We start from the raw sequence: 17,705 nt of genomic DNA, 5'->3' as shown, positions 1-17,705 counted from the left end.
GCCCGGTGCGTATCGCAAACCGGGCTTCATCACGTAGGCCGCTAGATTAGCTGGCTTTACGCTCGTGTTCGCGACGGTAGGCTACCAGATCTTCGATGGTCACCAGCGCCATGTTATGTTTCTTCGCAAACTCGATGCACTCTGGCGCACGCGCCATGGTGCCGTCGTCGTTGGTCAGTTCACACAGCACGCCTGCTGGTTTGAAGCCTGCCAGCGTCACCAGATCGATAGTCGCTTCGGTGTGACCGCCACGGGTCAGCACGCCACCCGCCTGCGCGCGCAGTGGGAAAACGTGGCCAGGACGGTTCAGATCGGAAGGTTTCGCGTTGTCGGCAATCGCCGCGCGAACGGTGGTCAGACGGTCAGCGGCAGAAACGCCGGTGGTCACGCCATGAGCCGCTTCGATGGTGACGGTAAAGCCAGTGCCGTAAGCGCTGGTGTTGTTTTCTACCATCATTGGCAGATCCAGCTGTTTACGACGTTCGTCGGTGAGACACAGACAAACGATGCCGCTACCGTGACGGATAGTCAGCGCCATTTGTTCAACGGTCATGTTTTCGGCGGCAAAGATCATGTCGCCTTCGTTCTCGCGATCTTCGTCGTCCAGCACCATCGCACCGCGACCTTCGCGCAGAGCAACAAGCGCGTTTTCAACGCGTTCGAACGGAGTACCAAAAGAGGAAAGTAGCGTCTGATTCATGGTAAAAAAACCTCATTAATATTATGGTTACCAGAATCAGGGCAGTCTTAGGAGTGCCGATATAACGGCAAATAGATAACGCGAGCGGGTGCTTAACCCAACTGAATCGTTACTCTCTCCCATCCGGACTCTAACCGTCGGCCCCGGAATTACACCGGATCTGCTGACCTTCCCATGTTCATAGGAAGCGCTCGCGGGCTTTCAGCCGTAGCTGATTTACCGCCGGTGGGGAATTTCGCCCCGCCCTGAGAATAAGCGTACTTACTATAACGCCAATGACTATCTTCGGCAATGCATAAGCTTCGAACAATTCTGGTTTATCGCACCGGGATAAGACACTACAATAGCCTTCATGCCGACAGAATCAGGGAACAAGAGATGATCGACCCGAAAAAAATTGAACAAATCGCCCGCCAGGTCCACGAGTCTATGCCGAAAGGTCTGCGTGAGTTCGGTGATGATATTGAGAAGAAAGTTCGCCAGGTTATCCAGTCGCAGCTGACGCGCCTTGATGTGGTGAGCCGCGAAGAGTTTGATGTGCAGACTCAGGTTCTGCTGCGTACGCGTGAGAAGCTGGCGCTGCTGGAACAGCGGATTAGCGAGCTGGAAAACCGTGCGGCGGCACCGGCTGCGGACGATAAAGAGTAAATCGTTGTTGAGTGCCGGATGGCGGCTACGCCTTATCCGGCCTACAAATCGGATGCTCGGGAAGTGGTAGGCCGGATAAGCGTAGCGCCATCCGGCATCAATAGCGCACTACTTCTCGCTATCTTTCTGAATCTTCTTGATAATATTGGTTGTAGAACAACCATCTTCAAAGTTCAGCACCAGCACTTCACCACCGTTCGCCCACACTTCTTCGCTACCGGCAATTTGCTCTGGCTTATAGTCACCGCCTTTGACCAGACGATCCGGCAGGATCCCGGCAATCAGGCGCTGCGGCGTATCTTCTTCAAACGACACCACCCAGTCGACGGACTCGAGCGCACCCAGCACGATCATGCGCTGATCCAGCGGGTTAACCGGGCGAGTTTCGCCTTTCAGGCGCTTGGTTGACGCATCGCTGTTCACCGCGACGATCAGACGATCCCCCAGCTTGCGTGCATTCGCCAGATAGGAAACGTGCCCCGCGTGCAGAATGTCGAACACGCCGTTGGTCATCACCACTTTCTCGCCGCGACGACGGGCAGCGGCAACCGCCTGCTTCAACTCTTCTTCGCTCATCACGCCAAAACCGGTATCTGCACGACCGCGCACGGCGTTTTCCAGTTCGATAGGCGAAACGGTAGACGTACCCAATTTACCCACCACCACGCCCGCTGCGGCGTTAGCAAAGAAGCACGCCTCTTCCAGGGTTTTGCCGGAGGCCAGCGTCGCTGCCAGCACACCGATAACGGTATCACCCGCACCGGTCACATCGTACACTTCCTGCGCCTGCGTCGGCTGATGCAGCGGCGCTTTGCCCGGCTGCAGCAGCGTCATACCCTGCTCGGAACGCGTCACCAACAGCGCGGAGAGATCGTAATCAGCAATCAGCTTCATGCCACGCTCAACGATCTCGGCTTCGTCTTTGCACTTACCGACCACCGCTTCAAATTCAGAAAGGTTTGGCGTCAGCAACGTTGCGCCACGGTAGCGTTCGAAATTGGTGCCTTTCGGGTCGATCAGCACCGGCACGTTCGCTTTGCGCGCCAGTTGGATCATCTGCTGCACGCTTTCCAGCGCCCCTTTGGCGTAGTCGGAGAGCACCAGTGCGCCAACGTTCGGCAGACCGCTTTGGATACGGTCATGCAGCGGCTGTGGATCCACGCCGGCAAAGCCTTCTTCAAAGTCCAGACGGATCAGCTGCTGGTTGCGCGACAGCACGCGCAGCTTGGTGATGGTGGGGTGCGTCGGTACAGAAACGAAATCACACTTCACGTTGACGTCGCTCAGCGCTTTATTCAGCGCGCGCGCCGCGTCGTCAATGCCGGTCAAACCAACAAGACGCGAACCCGCCCCCAGGGACGCAATGTTCATCGCCACGTTTGCCGCGCCGCCAGGACGTTCTTCGATAGTTTCCACCTTCACCACGGGAACCGGGGCTTCTGGGGAAATACGGCTGGTTGGGCCATACCAATAGCGATCCAGCATGACGTCGCCAACCACCATCACTCCTGCGCGTTCAAATTCCGGCAGCGTTACTTTCATTCTTGTCTCCTGGGAGAATCAAAATTTTGGCGCGATAATAGCACATTTCACGGTTGAACCAGCCACTTCTTCCAGCTGGCGCTAACGAGTTCGCGTTCCCGAACGAAGCTTGATAAATCGACATTTCCCGGCAGTTCCTGAAGCGCCAGGTGATGTAACGCATCGCGCAACGTGGTGTAGGCGCGGGTAAGTGCCTGCGCTTCGTGCTCGTCCATAATATCGTTTTGCGCCAGCAGTTCGAGAATGCGCACATTATCCGACCAACGGGTCAGCTTCGGCTTCTCGTGGGCGTAGCGCAGCACTAGATACTGGGTAATAAACTCAATGTCGGTGATCCCGCCCGCGTCAGTTTTGATATCAAAACGATCGCGCTGTTTACCGCCAAGATGGGCGCGCATTTTTTCACGCATCTCGCGCACTTCGGTTTGCAGCGCGCTGCCTTCCCGCGCGGTGGTCAGGATCTGTCGGCGAATGTCGTCGAACTGCTGCTGCAGCTGCGGGTCACCGTAGACCACACGGGCGCGCACCAGCGCTTGATGCTCCCAGGTCCACGCTTCGTTTTGCTGATAATCAGCAAATGATTCGGCGGTGGTCACCAGCATGCCCGCCGCACCGGACGGACGCAGACGCGCATCAACCTCATACAGAATGCCGGACGAGGTGCGGGTACTGAACAGGTGCATAATGCGCTGCGCCAGACGCAGATAGAACTGACGGCCGTCGATTTCTCGTTCACCGTCGGTCATCGCATCCATCGGGCAGTCATGCAAGAACACCAGATCCAGATCCGAGCTGTAGCCCAGTTCCCAGCCGCCAAGCTTGCCGTAGCCAATGACCGCAAAACCGCGACCATGGCGCTCCCGCAGGTGCGTTGGCTGGCCATAGCGCGCCACCATCTGCACCCACGCTTGCTGGACAACGGCATCGATCATCGCTTCTGCAAGCCAGGTTAAATGGTCACTGACCTTCATCACCGGCAACGTACCAGCAATATCGGCGGCGGCAATGTGCAGCAGCTGCGCCTGCTTAAACTGGCGCAGCGCTTCCAACTGCTGCTCTTCATCCTCTTCCGGCACGCGCAGCAGATACTGACGCAGCTCGTCACGATAGGCATCGGTCGCCGTCGGTTGGTAAAGCGTGTTGGGGTCTAGCAGTTCATCCAGCAGCAGCGGGTAGCGCGCCAGCTGGCTTGCCACCATCGGAGACGCAGCACACAGGCGGATAAGATGCTTTAGGGTGCCAGGGTATTCGCTTAATAATTCGAGGTAGGTGGTACGAGTGACGATGCCACTCAGCAACGGGGTAATTCGCGTGAGCAGCACCGTGGCATCTTCACGCGAGCACACTTCGCTCAGCAGATGCGGCATCAGCGAGTCCAGCACCTGACGCCCGCGCGGGCCAATGGTGCGCTTATCCAGCTCTTTACGGAAATCAGTAATTTGCGACAACACGCGATGACGGTCATCGTTACCAAGGTGCACCAGCCCCGACGGGGTGTCATCTTCCTGCAAGGTGTCCTGCCACAGTTCGCGCCAGGATTCTGAAAGCTGCTCTTCCTGCGATGGCTCTTCATCGTCGCCGATCAGTTCGTTAAAGACGCGGCGGACTTCGGCCATCAGCGCATCCAGACGCGCGGTCATCGCCGCCCAGTCGGCAAAATGCATCCCCCACGCCAGACGGGCGCGGTTAAGGTCGTCGCCGGGCAGCGTCTGGGTCTGTTCGTCGTTGATACTTTGCAGCAGGTTTTCGAGGCGGCGTAAAAAGAGATAGGCTTCACGCAGCGCCTGCGCGTCGGTTTCCGACAGCAGATTCAGGGTTTCAATGGCTTTGAGGGTTGGCAGCAGCGAGCGGCTTTGCAGCATCGGCTCTCGCCCGCCGCGGATCAGCTGAAAGACCTGGACGATAAATTCAATTTCGCGAATACCGCCCGCACCGAGCTTGATGTTGTCCTTCAGGCCACGGCGGCGCACTTCGCGGGTGATCATCCCTTTCATATTACGCAGGGACTGGATCACGCTGAAGTCGATATAGCGGCGGAAGACAAACGGTCGCAGCATCGCCCGCAGCTCGCTGGTGTATACGCCATCGTCATCGCCCATGATCCGCGCCTTGACCATCGCATAACGCTCCCAGTCGCGCCCCTGCTCCTGGTAATAATCTTCCAGCGCAGCAAAGCTCAGCACCAGCGGGCCGCTGTCGCCAAACGGCCGCAAACGCATATCAACGCGGTAGACGAAGCCATCCTGCGTCGGCTGGTCCAACACCTTAATCAGACGCTGACCAAGACGGGTAAAGAACTGGGCGTTATCCAGCTCGCGGCGACCGCCCTGGGTGCTGCCATGTTCTGGCCAGGCGAAGATCAGGTCGATATCGGAAGAAAAATTAAGCTCTCCGCCGCCTAGTTTGCCCATCCCGAGGATCAGCAGCGGCTGCGGCACGCCTTCTGCACTGCACGGCGTGCCCCAATCGCGACAGCAGGCTTCGTAGAGCCAGTTGCGCGCATTGACGATCAGGGTCTCTGCCAGGTGGCTTAGCTGCTGTAGCGTATCTTCTTCAGATACCTGCGACAGCGCCTGTGCCCAGGCAATGCGCACCATCACCCGGCGGCGGAACAGCCGCAGGGTGCGCATCAGCGCCGTTTCATCATAAACTTCTGCCAGCTCTGCCTGGAGCCAACCCGCGTATTGCCGCCACTCATCCGCCTGCGGCGGGTCGCTTTCCAGCGACGCCAGCCACTCAGGATGCGCCGTTAAACTTTGCTGAACAAAATCACTAAAGGTGAAAACAGCCTGCGCTTCACGACCGAGCGCCTCAAGAGGAAAATCCTCCGGGGCACGCTCAACGAGTGTTTGCCAGTGCTGCTGTAACTGCGAAGAAAGCGGCGTCATACGCGGGTTCCCTGAAGTTAATTAACGTTTTCCGCTGTGCAGCCAGAACGGCTCAACCGACAGTGCTTCATTACGGAAATGTTCAATTTCAATGTGCTGACGGGTTTCGATAGCGTGGCGCAGCCCCTGCCAGTTCGCCAGCCAGCGGTCAGCCTGTTCGGTGTCGTAATAGCCGGCCAGCAGCTGAACGGTATTAATATCACGCTTCAGGCGCGGCAGTTGGTCACCGTAGGCATCACCCAACGGGTAGGCGAAAACGGTGCGCAGTTCAGCGGCCTGACGCGACAGATGAATATCGGCAAAACGTTTAAATGAGTCGGCCAGTTTGGCCTCTGCTTTGGCGTCGAGGAACGCTTCCCAGCCGCGCAGCACCAGCCATTCGGTATAGGCAAGCTTCGTCAGCGCCGTTTCACGGCTGAACACCGCATCGTGTGCGGACGCATCGCTCGCCATCAGCGCATCAACCTGGGTCAGGCCATCACGCAGCGCGGCGCTCGCCTTACGCGGCACAATACCGCCGAACAGCGTCAGGATATGGCGCACCAGACCCTGGGCATTCAGCACTTCGACTTTTGCCTTTTTGTTGCCACGTAGCCACAGCTCTTCGTGGTACTGCCAGTGGGCAAGCGCTTTTTCTAACGCCGCTTCCAGCGCCTGGCCTACCGTCGCTTTCGGCGGCAGTGAGAGAATAGTCAGCGGTTTGATCGCGCGTTCTTCATTGCCCTGCGCCAGATGATATCCGCGCGCGGCTTTGCTCAGGCTGCCCTGACGCAGCAGGCCGGTTTCCGCCAGCTGTTTCGCCAGCGTTAGTACGTCGGCGGTTTCACCGCTCAGCAGTTCAAGCTCCAGCTCGCAGATGGCCTCCTGATGCTCACCGGCTTTGACGTCACCCAGATCCAGCGCGACTTCAATGCGGCTTTTCCCCTGCGCTATCACCCACTTCTCGCGGAAGAAATCGGTGCTGAACAGCGGCTGAACCTGCTCCGCCAGCCCTTCCGGCATCTCACCGTTCGGCCAGACTTCCGCAGGCAGTTTGTCGAGCGCCAGTTCGGGCGTGCTGATATCAATATTGTATTCCGGGCGCTGATGCAGCCCGCCCACGGTGCGCCCGGCGATTTTCATCGTCATCTCATAACGACCGTTATCGCCGCGAATACGCAGCCCCATGTCATGGCGGCGCAGCCACTTATCGGCGGTTTCATAATAGATATTCAGCAGCTGAGCCGGTGGCGTGTGCTCGGCATTGAGGGTCTGAAGGTGGTTACGCAGCGTCTCAACGCCCGCATTATCAACGATAAATTTTAATTCGATTTCTTGAGCCATGATTGAATTCTTGTGGTTTCGTTGCCCGGAAATACCTTTGTGGCGAACTTACAGGTATTCTTTTTGTCAGTAGATAGTATTTTGCGACAAATTGCCATGCAATGCGCAATTTGTCGGGCTAATCGCTGATGGCGTTTTTTCCTCCTGGAGGATTCTGATTGCCGCAGAATGCTTTGCGTCGTCAGACTGTTGCCACTACTATCGTTCCACTTTTATGACAAAAACGATGATCTGATGCCAAAATTACGCTTAATTGCCATTACTTTACTGACACTTACCGCTTCCACCATCGCGCACGCTGATGAAAAGCGTTACGTTTCCGACGAATTGAACACCTGGGTCCGCAGCGGCCCGGGCGATAACTACCGTCTGGCAGGCTCCCTGAACGCAGGCGAAGAAGTCACCCTGCTGCAGACCAACGATACGACCCAATACGGCCAGGTGCGCGACAGCAACGGGCGCACCGCGTGGATCCCGCTGAAAGAGCTGACCGCTACGCCAAGCCTGCGTACTCGTGTGCCGGATCTGGAAAATCAGGTCAAAACCCTGACCGACAAGCTCAATAATATCGACACCACCTGGAACCAGCGCACCGCAGAAATGCAGAAAAAGGTCGCTGAGAGCGATAGCGTGATTAATGGTTTAAAAAATGAAAACCAGAAGCTTAAGAATGAGCTTATCGTCGCGCAGAAAAAAGTGAACGCTGCCAACCTGCAGCTGGATGACAAGCAGCGCACCATTATTATGCAGTGGTTTATGTACGGCGGTGGCGTATTGGGTATCGGTCTGCTTCTCGGTCTGGTGCTGCCACACATCATCCCAAGCCGTAAGCGCAAAGATCGCTGGATGAACTAACCCCGATTCGCGTTCTCTGTGCTTCTTTCGTATCATCATCAAAGATAAGAGACGAGGAGAAGCGTGGCGTGAAGAGTTATCTGGTCGGTGGTGCAGTTCGGGACGGGTTGTTAGGGCTACCGGTCAAAGATAAAGATTGGGTGGTAGTTGGCGCTACACCGCAGCAAATGCTCGACGCGGGCTACCAGCAGGTAGGCCGCGACTTTCCTGTGTTTCTGCACCCTGAAAGCCACGAAGAGTATGCGCTTGCCCGAACCGAGCGCAAATCAGGCTCGGGCTATACTGGCTTTACCTGCTATGCCGCACCGGACGTTACGCTGGAGCAGGATCTTCTGCGCCGCGATTTAACCGTCAACGCCCTCGCTCAGGATGCCGACGGCACTATTATTGACCCTTACGACGGCAAGTCCGACCTCCAGCAGCGCATCCTGCGCCACGTATCTCCTGCTTTCGGTGAAGACCCGCTACGCGTGCTGCGCGTGGCGCGCTTTGCCGCGCGCTACGCGCATCTGAGCTTCCGCATTGCCGATGAAACAATGGCGCTGATGCGCGAGATGACTGAGGCTGGCGAGCTGGCGCACCTCACGGCGGAGCGCGTGTGGAAAGAGACGGAAAACGCACTCGGCACCCGCAACCCTCAGGTCTTCTTCCAGACGCTGCGCGACTGCGGCGCCCTGAAAGTCCTGTTCCCGGAAATTGATGCGCTGTACGGCGTACCGGCGCCGGAAAAATGGCATCCGGAAATTGATACCGGCGTCCATACGCTGATGACCGTGACCATGGCGGCGATGCTGAGCCCGGAGATTGATGTGCGCTTTGCAACGCTGTGCCATGATTTAGGCAAGGGCTTAACGCCAAAGGCGTTCTGGCCTCGCCATCACGGCCATGGCCCGGCGGGCGTGAAGCTGGTTGAGCAGCTCTGCCAGCGGCTGAAGGTGCCAAACGAGATGCGCGACCTGGCAAAGCTGGTTGCCGAATTCCACGATCTCATCCACACCCTGCCGATTCTGCAGCCCAAAACCCTGGTGAAGCTGTTTGACGCCATCGACGCCTGGCGCAAGCCGCAGCGAGTAGAACAGATTGCGCTGACCAGCGAAGCGGACGTGCGTGGTCGTACCCATTTTGAAGCCTGCGACTATCCACAGGGCCGTCTGCTGCGTGAAGCCTGGCAGGTGGCGAAAGCGGTAGGCAACAAAGAGGTTATCGACGATGGCTTTAAAGGGCCGGAGATTCGTGAAGAGCTGACGCGTCGGCGGATTCAGGCGGTCGCGAACTGGAAGGAAAAACGTTGCCCTCAGCCCAAAGACTGAGGGCAGTTCATCAGAAGAAGACCACGTAGACAGCGGCTGCGACGATGAAGCGGTAGATAGCGAACGGGATAAACGAAATTCGTTTCACCAACTGCAGGAAGGTTTTGATAGCCACCAGGGCGACCAGGAAAGCCATCACGAAGCCCACCGCGAACATCGGAATATCGGCAGCGGTCAGGAAGTGCCAGCTCTTATAGAGATCCAGCACCGTCGCGCCCATCATCATCGGCACCGCCAGCAGGAACGAGAACTCAGAGGCCGCGTAGCGGCTCACGCCCATCAGCATACCACCAGAAATCGTCGCCCCGGAGCGGGAGAAGCCCGGCCACAGCGCCAGGCACTGGAAGCAGCCAATCGCGAAGGCCTGACGATAGCTCATATCATCAATCCCCACCGCGCTGGGCTTTTTCGGCTTCAGCAGTTCGGCCGCGATTAACAGCAGGCCGCCCACAATCAGGGCGTACATCACGTTAACCGGGTTAAACAGCGATTTGATTTTATCGTGTAGCACCAACCCTAGTACCACGGCGGGGATCATGCCAAGCAGAATATGAATCAGCGATAAACGCCCGGAGCCTTCACCTTCGTGAACCGGCGGACGCCCAAAGTTAATGCCAATCAACCCAAACAGGCGACGCCAGAACATCACCACCACCGCCAGAATCGAGCCCAGCTGGATAACTACTTCAAAGGTATCCGCCGTCTCACCTTCAAACCCCAGCAGATGGCCCACGATAATCATGTGACCAGTACTGGATACGGGCAGAAACTCCGTCAGTCCTTCGACCACACCCAAAATTGCCGCAACCAGCAGCGAGTGTATATCGCTCATTAATAAACCCTTAAAAAGTAAACAATAAAATAATCCCGGCACTAAGACCGGTATAAATGACTTTGGTTTAAATTATATGACGACTGAATGTTTTATTTCAGATTATGGCCACGCTCAATAATTACACCAACGTTGGCTGCGCGGGCGACTGCACCTGGCTTGCTGACTTTGATACGTACCCACGGGGAGTTAAAGCGAGACATCAGTAGCTCAGCCAACTCTTCCGCTACGCGTTCAACCAGCGCAAAACGACTCCCTTCGACGTGTTTGACCACCGCCTCGCTGATATCTGCATAGCTCAGGCAGTCCTCCACGTTGTCGCTGGCAGCGGCTTTGCGGTTATCCCAGCCTAATTCGATATCGAACACCAGCTTCTGTTCAATGGTTTGTTCCCAATCATAAACACCGATAGTGGTGATTACCGAAAGTTGCTCTATAAATACAATATCCATCACGACCTGCTTGGTTTTAGGCTAAACCGGATACCACTCCCGGCGAATTATGCGTATTATCCACAGATGCAGAGAATACTTCGACATTTTCAAAATGGAACAGCGTTATGAGTGCAATCGAGCCTGGCATGATCCTTCTTGCCTACCTTTGCGGCTCAATTTCCAGCGCCATTCTGGTCTGCCGCATCGCGGGGTTACCCGATCCTCGCGCCAGTGGTTCCGGTAACCCCGGCGCCACTAATGTGTTACGCATCGGCGGAAAAGGCGCAGCCGCAGCCGTTCTGATTTTCGACGTCCTGAAAGGGATGCTGCCCGTTTGGGGCGCGTATGCCCTTGGCCTCTCCCCATTCTGGTTAGGCCTGGTGGCCATTGCCGCCTGTCTGGGCCACATCTGGCCAGTATTTTTTCATTTCCAGGGTGGGAAAGGCGTTGCCACCGCGTTTGGCGCCATTGCGCCAATCGGCTGGGATCTCACCGGCGTCATGGCTGGAACCTGGCTGCTGACCATTTTGCTCAGCGGCTATTCGTCTCTGGGCGCCATCGTCAGCGCGCTGATCGCACCGTTCTACGTCTGGTGGTTTAAACCCCAGTACACTTTCCCGGTATCGATGCTCTCCTGTCTGATCCTGTTGCGTCATCATGACAACATTCAGCGCCTATGGCGACGTCAGGAGACAAAAATCTGGGCGCGTTTGAAAAAGCGTAAGCAGAAGAAAGAAGAAGAGTAACAGAAGAATTGACGTAGCCCGGCCGAGCAAAACGACGCCGGGATAGCCCCGGGGTCGGCGTGAACGCCTCGCCCGGGCTACCCTTTGTCATATTTTATGCGGCAGGCAGTTCAGCCAGCGGCCAGCGCGGACGAACGGTCACGCCCAGCGACGCATTCACGCCGGTTTTCAGGCGAACCATACCCGCATAGGCAATCATCGCACCGTTATCGGTACAGAATTCCGGACGCGCATAGAACACTTCACCACGACGTTTTTGCATCATCTCCGCCAGCTTCGCACGCAGCGTACGGTTGGCGCTCACGCCACCTGCCATCACCAGACGTTTGAAACCGGTTTGATCCAGCGCGCGTTTGCACTTGATCATCAGCGTATCCACCACCGCATCTTCAAATGCACGGGCGATATCGGCACGGGTTTGATCGTCAGCGTCATTATTGCGGATGGTATTGGCCGCGAACGTTTTCAGGCCAGAGAAGCTGAAGTCCAGCCCCGGACGGTCGGTCATCGGACGCGGGAAGACGAAGCGTCCTTCCGTGCCCTGCGAGGCCAGCTTCGATAGCATTGGCCCACCTGGGTAATCCAGGCCGAGCAGTTTCGCCGTCTTATCAAAGGCTTCGCCGGCTGCGTCGTCAATCGACTCGCCGAGCAGGGTGTATTCACCAATGCCGGTGACGCTAATCAGCTGCGTATGGCCGCCGGAAACCAGCAGCGCCACAAACGGGTATTCAGGCGGGTTATCTTCCAGCATGGGCGCCAGAAGGTGACCTTCCATATGGTGTACCGGAATGGCCGGCACGTTCCAGGCAAACGCCAGCGAACGCCCTACGGTTGCGCCAACCAACAGCGCACCGACCAGACCAGGCCCTGCGGTATAGGCAACGGCGTCGATATCTTTCGCCGTCAGATTAGCCTCTTTCAAGGCTTCCTGAATCAGGGGCACCGTCTTACGCACGTGATCGCGCGAGGCCAGTTCAGGCACCACGCCGCCGTAATCAGCATGCAATTTCACCTGACTATACAGTTGGTTGGCTAACAGACCTTTTTCATCGTCATAAATTGCGATGCCGGTTTCATCGCAGGATGTTTCAATACCCAGTACACGCATGGCTATATTTACCTCGTTTCAATACCGCGCAGTTTAGGTTTTCTATCCCGGCTTGTAAAACATTGTTCGCCCCAGGAAGCTGCCTCGTGTATACTCCTCACCCTTAAAAAGTTCATTTCAAAAAAGGCTCCGGTGCTTTACAAAGCAGCAGTAGTTGCAGTAAAATTCCGCACCATTTTGAAATAAGCTGGCGCTGATGCCAGCAGCAAACCGAATTAATCAAAGGTGAGAGGCACATGCCGGTAATTAAAGTACGTGAAAACGAGCCGTTCGACGTAGCTCTGCGTCGCTTCAAGCGTTCCTGCGAAAAAGCAGGTGTTCTGGCGGAAGTTCGTCGTCGTGAGTTCTATGAAAAACCGACTACCGAACGTAAGCGCGCTAAAGCTTCTGCAGTGAAACGTCACGCGAAGAAACTGGCTCGCGAAAACGCACGCCGTACTCGTCTGTACTAATCTCTTGAGAGCATCGGCTCTCAATTGTCAGACCGAGTTGTAGTTGCAAGGCCGTGCTTCCGAAAGGAATGCGCGGCTTGTTTTCGTTTATAAATCAGCATTTACACAAAATCATTCATGCTGTATCAAGGCGGCAAGCGAGTGAATCCCCGGAGCTTACATCAGTAAGTGACAGGGGTGAACGAACGCAGCCAACGCAGAGACAGTTTGAAGGATGAAGTGTAAATAAACGGGGCTTATGGCTGGACGAATCCCACGCGTATTCATCAATGACCTGCTGGCACGCACCGACATCATCGATCTGATCGATGCGCGAGTGAAGCTGAAAAAGCAGGGCAAGAATTACCATGCGTGCTGTCCGTTCCATAACGAGAAAACCCCCTCTTTCACCGTGAACGGTGATAAGCAGTTTTACCACTGCTTCGGCTGCGGCGCGCACGGTAACGCCATCGACTTTTTGATGAACTACGACAAGCTCGAGTTCGTTGAAACCGTTGAAGAACTGGCGGCCATGCACAATCTTGAAGTGCCGTATGAAGCCGGAACAGGCCTGAGCCAGATAGAACGCCATCAACGGCAGAATCTCTATCAACTCATGGAAGGATTAAATGATTTTTATCAGCAATCCTTCACGCAACCCATCGCCGAGCCTGCACGCCAGTACCTGGAGCAACGTGGCCTTAGCGCCGAGATTGTCCAGCGTTTTGCTATTGGTTTTGCACCGCCAGGCTGGGATAACGCCTTAAAACGTTTCGGCGGTAATGTCGACAACAGAAAGCTGCTGCTCGATGCCGGAATGCTGGTCAACAACGACCAGGGAAGAACGTACGACCGTTTCCGCAATCGCGTGATGTTCCCGATTCGCGACAAACGAGGCCGGGTGATTGGATTTGGTGGCCGCGTATTAGGTAACGATACGCCGAAATACCTCAACTCCCCGGAAACCGATATTTTCCATAAGGGTCGTCAGCTTTATGGCCTTTATGAAGCCCAACAGCATAGCGCGGAACCCCAGCGCCTGCTGGTTGTCGAAGGTTATATGGATGTCGTTGCCCTGGCGCAATACGGTATTAACTACGCCGTCGCTTCGCTGGGTACATCGACCACGGCCGACCACATCCATATGCTGTTCCGTGCGACAAATAACGTGATTTGCTGTTACGACGGCGACCGCGCCGGGCGCGATGCCGCATGGCGTGCGCTGGAAACGGCCATGCCTTACATGACCGACGGTCGTCAGCTACGCTTTATGTTCCTGCCCGACGGTGAAGACCCGGATACGCTGGTACGTAAAGAAGGCAAAGAGGCTTTTGAAGCCCGGATGGAGCATGCACAACCGCTCTCCGTGTTCTTGTTCAACAGCCTCTTACCGCAGGTTGACCTGAGTACGCCAGACGGCAGCACCCAGCTCGCAGCGCTGGCGCTACCGTTAATCAGCCAGGTACCTGGCGATGCGCACCGTATTCAGCTACGTCAAACGCTGGGCCTGAAGCTCGGCATTTTTGATGACGCGCAGCTTGATCGTTTAATGCCAAAACAGGCAGAAAGTGGTGTTGTACGCCCGACTCAGCAGATAAAACAGACGCCTATGCGTATACTGATAGGACTGCTGGTGCAAAACCCAAATCTGGCACCACTTGTCCCCCCAATGCATGGGGTGAGTCAGACGAAACTACCAGGGCTCAACCTGTTCACCGAGCTCGTAAGTCTATGCGTTGCGCAACCGGGCCTGACAACAGGCCAGCTGTTAGAGAATTATCGTGGCACAAGTGAATACTCAACACTTGAAAAACTCTCAGCCTGGAACGATATAAAGGATGAGAACGTTGAAAAAATGTTCACCGACACGCTCAACCGAATTTTTGATTCAATGCTTGAACAGCGACAGGAAGAGTTGATAGCTCGCGATCGCACGCACGGTTTAAGCAGTGAAGAACGCAGGGAGTTCTGGGAAATCAGACAGGCCCTGGAAAAAAAATGAATTCAACGGCTTAAGTGCCGAATACCGATCGGGAAGCCCCCGACAGCCGCTCGAGGCGCAGCGGCACTAATATAAGTACGCCCTCGCTTTAAATGTTGGCGGTTCGTTCGCCGACCGACACCAATCAAATGAATTAAGTGTGGATACCGTCTTATGGAGCAAAACCCGCAGTCACAGCTCAAGCTTCTTGTCCAACGTGGTAAGGAGCAAGGCTATCTGACCTATGCCGAGGTCAATGACCATCTGCCGGAAGATATCGTCGATTCAGATCAGATCGAAGACATCATCCAAATGATCAACGACATGGGCATTCAGGTGATGGAAGAAGCGCCGGATGCCGATGATCTGTTGCTGGCTGAAACCTCCAACAACACTGATGAAGACGCAGAAGAAGCGGCTGCACAGGTTCTGTCCAGCGTGGAATCTGAAATCGGGCGTACCACCGACCCGGTGCGCATGTACATGCGCGAAATGGGTACGGTAGAACTGCTGACCCGTGAAGGCGAAATCGACATCGCTAAGCGCATCGAAGACGGGATCAACCAGGTTCAGTGTTCCGTTGCCGAATACCCAGAAGCCATTACTTATCTGCTGGAACAGTACGATCGCGTTGAAGCTGAAGAAGCGCGTCTGTCTGACCTGATCACCGGTTTCGTTGACCCGAACGCTGAAGAAGATATGGCGCCTACCGCCACTCACGTCGGTTCCGAACTGTCTCAGGAAGAGATGGACGACGACGATGAAGACGAAGACGAAGACAGCGACGACAGCAGCGACGATGACAACAGCATCGACCCAGAGCTGGCACGTGAGAAATTTGGCGAGCTGCGTACTCAGTACGAGATCACTCGCGACACGATCAAAGCAAAAGGCCGTAGCCACGCCAGCGCTCAGGAAGAGATCCTGAAGCTGTCTGAAGTGTTCAAGCAGTTCCGTCTGGTACCGAAGCAGTTCGACTACCTGGTAAACAGCATGCGTACCATGATGGACCGCGTGCGCACCCAGGAACGTATCATCATGAAGATGTGCGTTGAACAGTGCAAAATGCCGAAGAAGAACTTCATCACCCTCTTCACTGGCAACGAAACCAGCGAAACCTGGTTCAACGCGGCTATCGCGATGAACAAGCCGTGGTCTGAAAAGCTGCACGACGTGAAAGACGACGTTATGCGTAGCCTGCAGAAACTGCAGCAGATTGAAGAAGAGACCGGCCTGACCATCGAGCAGGTTAAAGACATCAACCGTCGTATGTCCATCGGTGAAGCGAAAGCTCGCCGTGCGAAGAAAGAGATGGTTGAAGCGAACTTACGTCTGGTTATTTCTATCGCTAAGAAATACACCAACCGCGGTCTGCAGTTCCTTGACCTGATTCAGGAAGGCAACATCGGCCTGATGAAAGCGGTAGATAAGTTTGAATACCGTCGCGGCTACAAGTTCTCCACCTACGCTACCTGGTGGATCCGTCAGGCGATCACCCGTTCTATCGCAGACCAGGCGCGCACCATCCGTATTCCGGTGCATATGATTGAGACCATCAACAAACTCAACCGTATCTCCCGCCAGATGCTGCAAGAGATGGGTCGTGAACCGACGCCGGAAGAGCTGGCCGAACGCATGCTGATGCCAGAAGATAAGATTCGTAAGGTGCTGAAAATCGCCAAAGAGCCAATCTCCATGGAAACGCCAATCGGCGACGATGAAGATTCGCATCTGGGTGACTTCATCGAGGATACTACACTCGAGCTGCCGCTGGACTCTGCGACCACCGAGAGCCTGCGCGCTGCCACCCACGACGTTCTGGCTGGCCTGACCGCCCGTGAGGCGAAAGTCCTGCGTATGCGTTTCGGTATCGATATGAACACCGACCACACGCTGGAAGAAGTGGGTAAACAGTTCGACGTTACCCGCGAACGTATCCGTCAGATCGAAGCGAAGGCGCTGCGTAAACTGCGTCATCCAAGCCGCTCTGAAGTGCTGCGTAGCTTCCTGGACGATTAATCGCCCGGTAAAAAACGTAAAAAGCTCCCATCAGGGAGCTTTTTTTTGCCTGTCGTTTTGTGCATTCCCCGGCGGCGCTGCGCTTGGCCGGGCTACAGGCCGGAGTAGCCCGGCCAAGCGCAGCGCCGCCGGGATCGGCTCAATGCCTATAACCCGCGTGCCTTCAACGCCACGTCCAGTTCCTGATACGCCTCTACCAGTTTATCCAGCGTAATCCGGCTCAGCCCGCTCGGGTTCGGCAGCACCCACACCTCGGTATCACCAATCATGTACGTCTGCTTGCCCCACGTCGCCCCGCGCTGCCCTAAGCCGCGCTCAAAGGCCTGCTTGCCCAAAACGGCTAGTGCGGCAGGTTTGTAATGCTCAACCTTCTCAATCAACTCCTGCCCGCCGCTACGCAGCTCCTGTAGAGTGACTTCACTCGCCTGTACCGTCGGGCGCTCAACCAACTTGGTCACGCCGCAGCGGAATGCCAGCATCTGATCCGCCTCTTCCGGCTTGAGCTGGTGTTCAGTAAATCCCGCAAGATGCAGCACCTTCCAGAAGCGGTTTGCCGGATGGGCGAAGGGATAGCCCAGAGAAGAAGATGACAGCCCCGGGTTAATGCCGCAGAACAGCACCCGCAGCCCCGAATCAATAATGTCCTTAACCATAATTTTCTCGACCAATGCATCGTGAGATCAGTATAACGAATTGAAAATACATTGTTTATAAAAACAGCATGTGCGCGCTTAACGCTGGATTGGCGCCCGCTGTTACTTTATAATCGTCCGCTACCCGGCCCCTTAGCTCAGTGGTTAGAGCAGGCGACTCATAATCGCTTGGTCGTTGGTTCAAACCCAACAGGGGCCACCATAAATCAAGGGCTTGCGATGATTCGCAAGCCCT

Annotated in this window: 15 protein-coding genes, 1 tRNA gene and 1 riboswitch; of the genes, 8 read left to right on the top strand and 8 right to left on the bottom strand. The window is 55.7% G+C overall.

Annotated features, from left to right (window positions below; translation table 11 throughout):
• Positions 1 to 46: 46 nt before the first annotated feature.
• Entirely contained in the window at positions 47 to 700 is a 654-nt protein-coding gene (gene ribB / locus V6944_RS09395) for a 3,4-dihydroxy-2-butanone-4-phosphate synthase (protein ID WP_333498755.1), read from the bottom strand.
• A gap of 107 nt (positions 701 to 807) precedes the next feature.
• Positions 808 to 957: riboswitch (FMN riboswitch) on the bottom strand.
• Between the two features lie 121 nt (positions 958 to 1,078).
• Between ribB and ubiK the strand changes: the two genes are divergently transcribed.
• Positions 1,079 to 1,348 (top strand): ubiquinone biosynthesis accessory factor UbiK, encoded by a 270-nt coding sequence (gene ubiK, locus V6944_RS09390; RefSeq protein WP_333498754.1) that lies wholly within the window; start codon positions 1,079 to 1,081, stop codon positions 1,346 to 1,348.
• A 108-nt stretch (positions 1,349 to 1,456) separates the two neighbouring features.
• On the opposite strand, the gene hldE is transcribed toward ubiK, so the two are convergent.
• Genes hldE through V6944_RS09375 form a run of 3 tightly spaced genes read right to left on the bottom strand, consistent with a single transcriptional unit; the run spans position 1,457 to position 7,101 of the window.
• Positions 1,457 to 2,890: a bifunctional D-glycero-beta-D-manno-heptose-7-phosphate kinase/D-glycero-beta-D-manno-heptose 1-phosphate adenylyltransferase HldE gene (gene hldE / locus V6944_RS09385; RefSeq protein ID WP_333498753.1), complete on the bottom strand. Its 1,434-nt coding sequence runs from the start codon at positions 2,888 to 2,890 to the stop codon at positions 1,457 to 1,459.
• A 47-nt stretch (positions 2,891 to 2,937) separates the two neighbouring features.
• Positions 2,938 to 5,778 (bottom strand): bifunctional [glutamate--ammonia ligase]-adenylyl-L-tyrosine phosphorylase/[glutamate--ammonia-ligase] adenylyltransferase, encoded by a 2,841-nt coding sequence (gene glnE, locus V6944_RS09380; protein ID WP_333498752.1) that lies wholly within the window; start codon positions 5,776 to 5,778, stop codon positions 2,938 to 2,940.
• 21 nt (positions 5,779 to 5,799) lie between these two features.
• On the bottom strand, positions 5,800 to 7,101 hold the full coding sequence (locus V6944_RS09375; RefSeq protein ID WP_333498751.1) for a CYTH domain-containing protein: 1,302 nt from the start codon (positions 7,099 to 7,101) through the stop codon (positions 5,800 to 5,802).
• A 234-nt stretch (positions 7,102 to 7,335) separates the two neighbouring features.
• Between V6944_RS09375 and V6944_RS09370 the strand changes: the two genes are divergently transcribed.
• Together V6944_RS09370 and V6944_RS09365 are read left to right on the top strand one after the other, a co-directional pair.
• Positions 7,336 to 7,956 (top strand): TIGR04211 family SH3 domain-containing protein, encoded by a 621-nt coding sequence (locus V6944_RS09370; RefSeq protein WP_333498750.1) that lies wholly within the window; start codon positions 7,336 to 7,338, stop codon positions 7,954 to 7,956.
• Between the two features lie 68 nt (positions 7,957 to 8,024).
• Positions 8,025 to 9,266: a multifunctional CCA addition/repair protein gene (locus V6944_RS09365; RefSeq protein ID WP_333498749.1), complete on the top strand. Its 1,242-nt coding sequence runs from the start codon at positions 8,025 to 8,027 to the stop codon at positions 9,264 to 9,266.
• Positions 9,267 to 9,276: 10 nt separating this feature from the next.
• Here V6944_RS09365 and bacA read toward each other — a convergent pair whose 3' ends face one another.
• On the bottom strand, positions 9,277 to 10,098 hold the full coding sequence (gene bacA / locus V6944_RS09360; RefSeq protein ID WP_035893692.1) for an undecaprenyl-diphosphate phosphatase: 822 nt from the start codon (positions 10,096 to 10,098) through the stop codon (positions 9,277 to 9,279).
• A 92-nt stretch (positions 10,099 to 10,190) separates the two neighbouring features.
• Positions 10,191 to 10,550 carry a bifunctional dihydroneopterin aldolase/7,8-dihydroneopterin epimerase gene (gene folB, locus V6944_RS09355; RefSeq protein ID WP_333498748.1) on the bottom strand — a complete coding sequence of 120 codons (360 nt, stop codon included), beginning with the start codon at positions 10,548 to 10,550 and terminating at the stop codon, positions 10,191 to 10,193.
• A 107-nt stretch (positions 10,551 to 10,657) separates the two neighbouring features.
• Here folB and plsY point away from each other — a divergent pair, with 107 nt between their 5' ends.
• Positions 10,658 to 11,278 (top strand): glycerol-3-phosphate 1-O-acyltransferase PlsY, encoded by a 621-nt coding sequence (gene plsY / locus V6944_RS09350; protein WP_333498747.1) that lies wholly within the window; start codon positions 10,658 to 10,660, stop codon positions 11,276 to 11,278.
• 94 nt (positions 11,279 to 11,372) lie between these two features.
• On the opposite strand, the gene tsaD is transcribed toward plsY, so the two are convergent.
• On the bottom strand, positions 11,373 to 12,386 hold the full coding sequence (gene tsaD / locus V6944_RS09345) for a tRNA (adenosine(37)-N6)-threonylcarbamoyltransferase complex transferase subunit TsaD (RefSeq protein ID WP_333498746.1): 1,014 nt from the start codon (positions 12,384 to 12,386) through the stop codon (positions 11,373 to 11,375).
• Positions 12,387 to 12,622: 236 nt separating this feature from the next.
• Between tsaD and rpsU the strand changes: the two genes are divergently transcribed.
• The 3 genes from rpsU (at position 12,623) to rpoD (ending at position 16,817) form a co-directional block, all read left to right on the top strand.
• Positions 12,623 to 12,838 (top strand): 30S ribosomal protein S21, encoded by a 216-nt coding sequence (gene rpsU, locus V6944_RS09340; protein ID WP_001144069.1) that lies wholly within the window; start codon positions 12,623 to 12,625, stop codon positions 12,836 to 12,838.
• Between the two features lie 238 nt (positions 12,839 to 13,076).
• Complete coding sequence (gene dnaG, locus V6944_RS09335; protein ID WP_185668406.1) at positions 13,077 to 14,819, top strand: DNA primase; 1,743 nt, start codon at positions 13,077 to 13,079, stop codon at positions 14,817 to 14,819.
• A 153-nt stretch (positions 14,820 to 14,972) separates the two neighbouring features.
• Positions 14,973 to 16,817, top strand: a complete 1,845-nt coding sequence (gene rpoD, locus V6944_RS09330; RefSeq protein WP_333498745.1) for an RNA polymerase sigma factor RpoD — start codon at positions 14,973 to 14,975, stop codon at positions 16,815 to 16,817.
• Positions 16,818 to 16,963: 146 nt separating this feature from the next.
• On the opposite strand, the gene mug is transcribed toward rpoD, so the two are convergent.
• A complete protein-coding gene (gene mug, locus V6944_RS09325) occupies positions 16,964 to 17,470 on the bottom strand; it encodes a G/U mismatch-specific DNA glycosylase (RefSeq protein ID WP_333498744.1) in 507 nt (168 codons plus the stop codon).
• A 126-nt stretch (positions 17,471 to 17,596) separates the two neighbouring features.
• Between mug and V6944_RS09320 the strand changes: the two genes are divergently transcribed.
• Positions 17,597 to 17,672: transfer RNA gene (locus tag V6944_RS09320), tRNA-Ile, on the top strand.
• Positions 17,673 to 17,705: the final 33 nt, after the last annotated feature.

The sequence above is a fragment of the Kluyvera sp. CHPC 1.2972 genome (assembly GCF_036759925.1).
Classification (GTDB): Bacteria; Pseudomonadota; Gammaproteobacteria; order Enterobacterales; family Enterobacteriaceae; genus Kluyvera.
This window is presented reverse-complemented; position numbering and strand designations above follow the sequence as displayed.

What these genes read in the sequence shown, in the direction of transcription:
- ribB (WP_333498755.1), bottom strand. Translation starts at nt 700, where the DNA reads ATGAATCAGACGCTACTTTCCTCTTTTGGTACTCCGTTCGAACGCGTT.
- ubiK (WP_333498754.1), top strand. Translation starts at nt 1,079, where the DNA reads ATGATCGACCCGAAAAAAATTGAACAAATCGCCCGCCAGGTCCACGAG.
- hldE (WP_333498753.1), bottom strand. Translation starts at nt 2,890, where the DNA reads ATGAAAGTAACGCTGCCGGAATTTGAACGCGCAGGAGTGATGGTGGTT.
- glnE (WP_333498752.1), bottom strand. Translation starts at nt 5,778, where the DNA reads ATGACGCCGCTTTCTTCGCAGTTACAGCAGCACTGGCAAACACTCGTT.
- V6944_RS09375 (WP_333498751.1), bottom strand. Translation starts at nt 7,101, where the DNA reads ATGGCTCAAGAAATCGAATTAAAATTTATCGTTGATAATGCGGGCGTT.
- V6944_RS09370 (WP_333498750.1), top strand. Translation starts at nt 7,336, where the DNA reads ATGCCAAAATTACGCTTAATTGCCATTACTTTACTGACACTTACCGCT.
- bacA (WP_035893692.1), bottom strand. Translation starts at nt 10,098, where the DNA reads ATGAGCGATATACACTCGCTGCTGGTTGCGGCAATTTTGGGTGTGGTC.
- folB (WP_333498748.1), bottom strand. Translation starts at nt 10,550, where the DNA reads ATGGATATTGTATTTATAGAGCAACTTTCGGTAATCACCACTATCGGT.
- plsY (WP_333498747.1), top strand. Translation starts at nt 10,658, where the DNA reads ATGAGTGCAATCGAGCCTGGCATGATCCTTCTTGCCTACCTTTGCGGC.
- tsaD (WP_333498746.1), bottom strand. Translation starts at nt 12,386, where the DNA reads ATGCGTGTACTGGGTATTGAAACATCCTGCGATGAAACCGGCATCGCA.
- rpsU (WP_001144069.1), top strand. Translation starts at nt 12,623, where the DNA reads ATGCCGGTAATTAAAGTACGTGAAAACGAGCCGTTCGACGTAGCTCTG.
- dnaG (WP_185668406.1), top strand. Translation starts at nt 13,077, where the DNA reads ATGGCTGGACGAATCCCACGCGTATTCATCAATGACCTGCTGGCACGC.
- rpoD (WP_333498745.1), top strand. Translation starts at nt 14,973, where the DNA reads ATGGAGCAAAACCCGCAGTCACAGCTCAAGCTTCTTGTCCAACGTGGT.
- mug (WP_333498744.1), bottom strand. Translation starts at nt 17,470, where the DNA reads ATGGTTAAGGACATTATTGATTCGGGGCTGCGGGTGCTGTTCTGCGGC.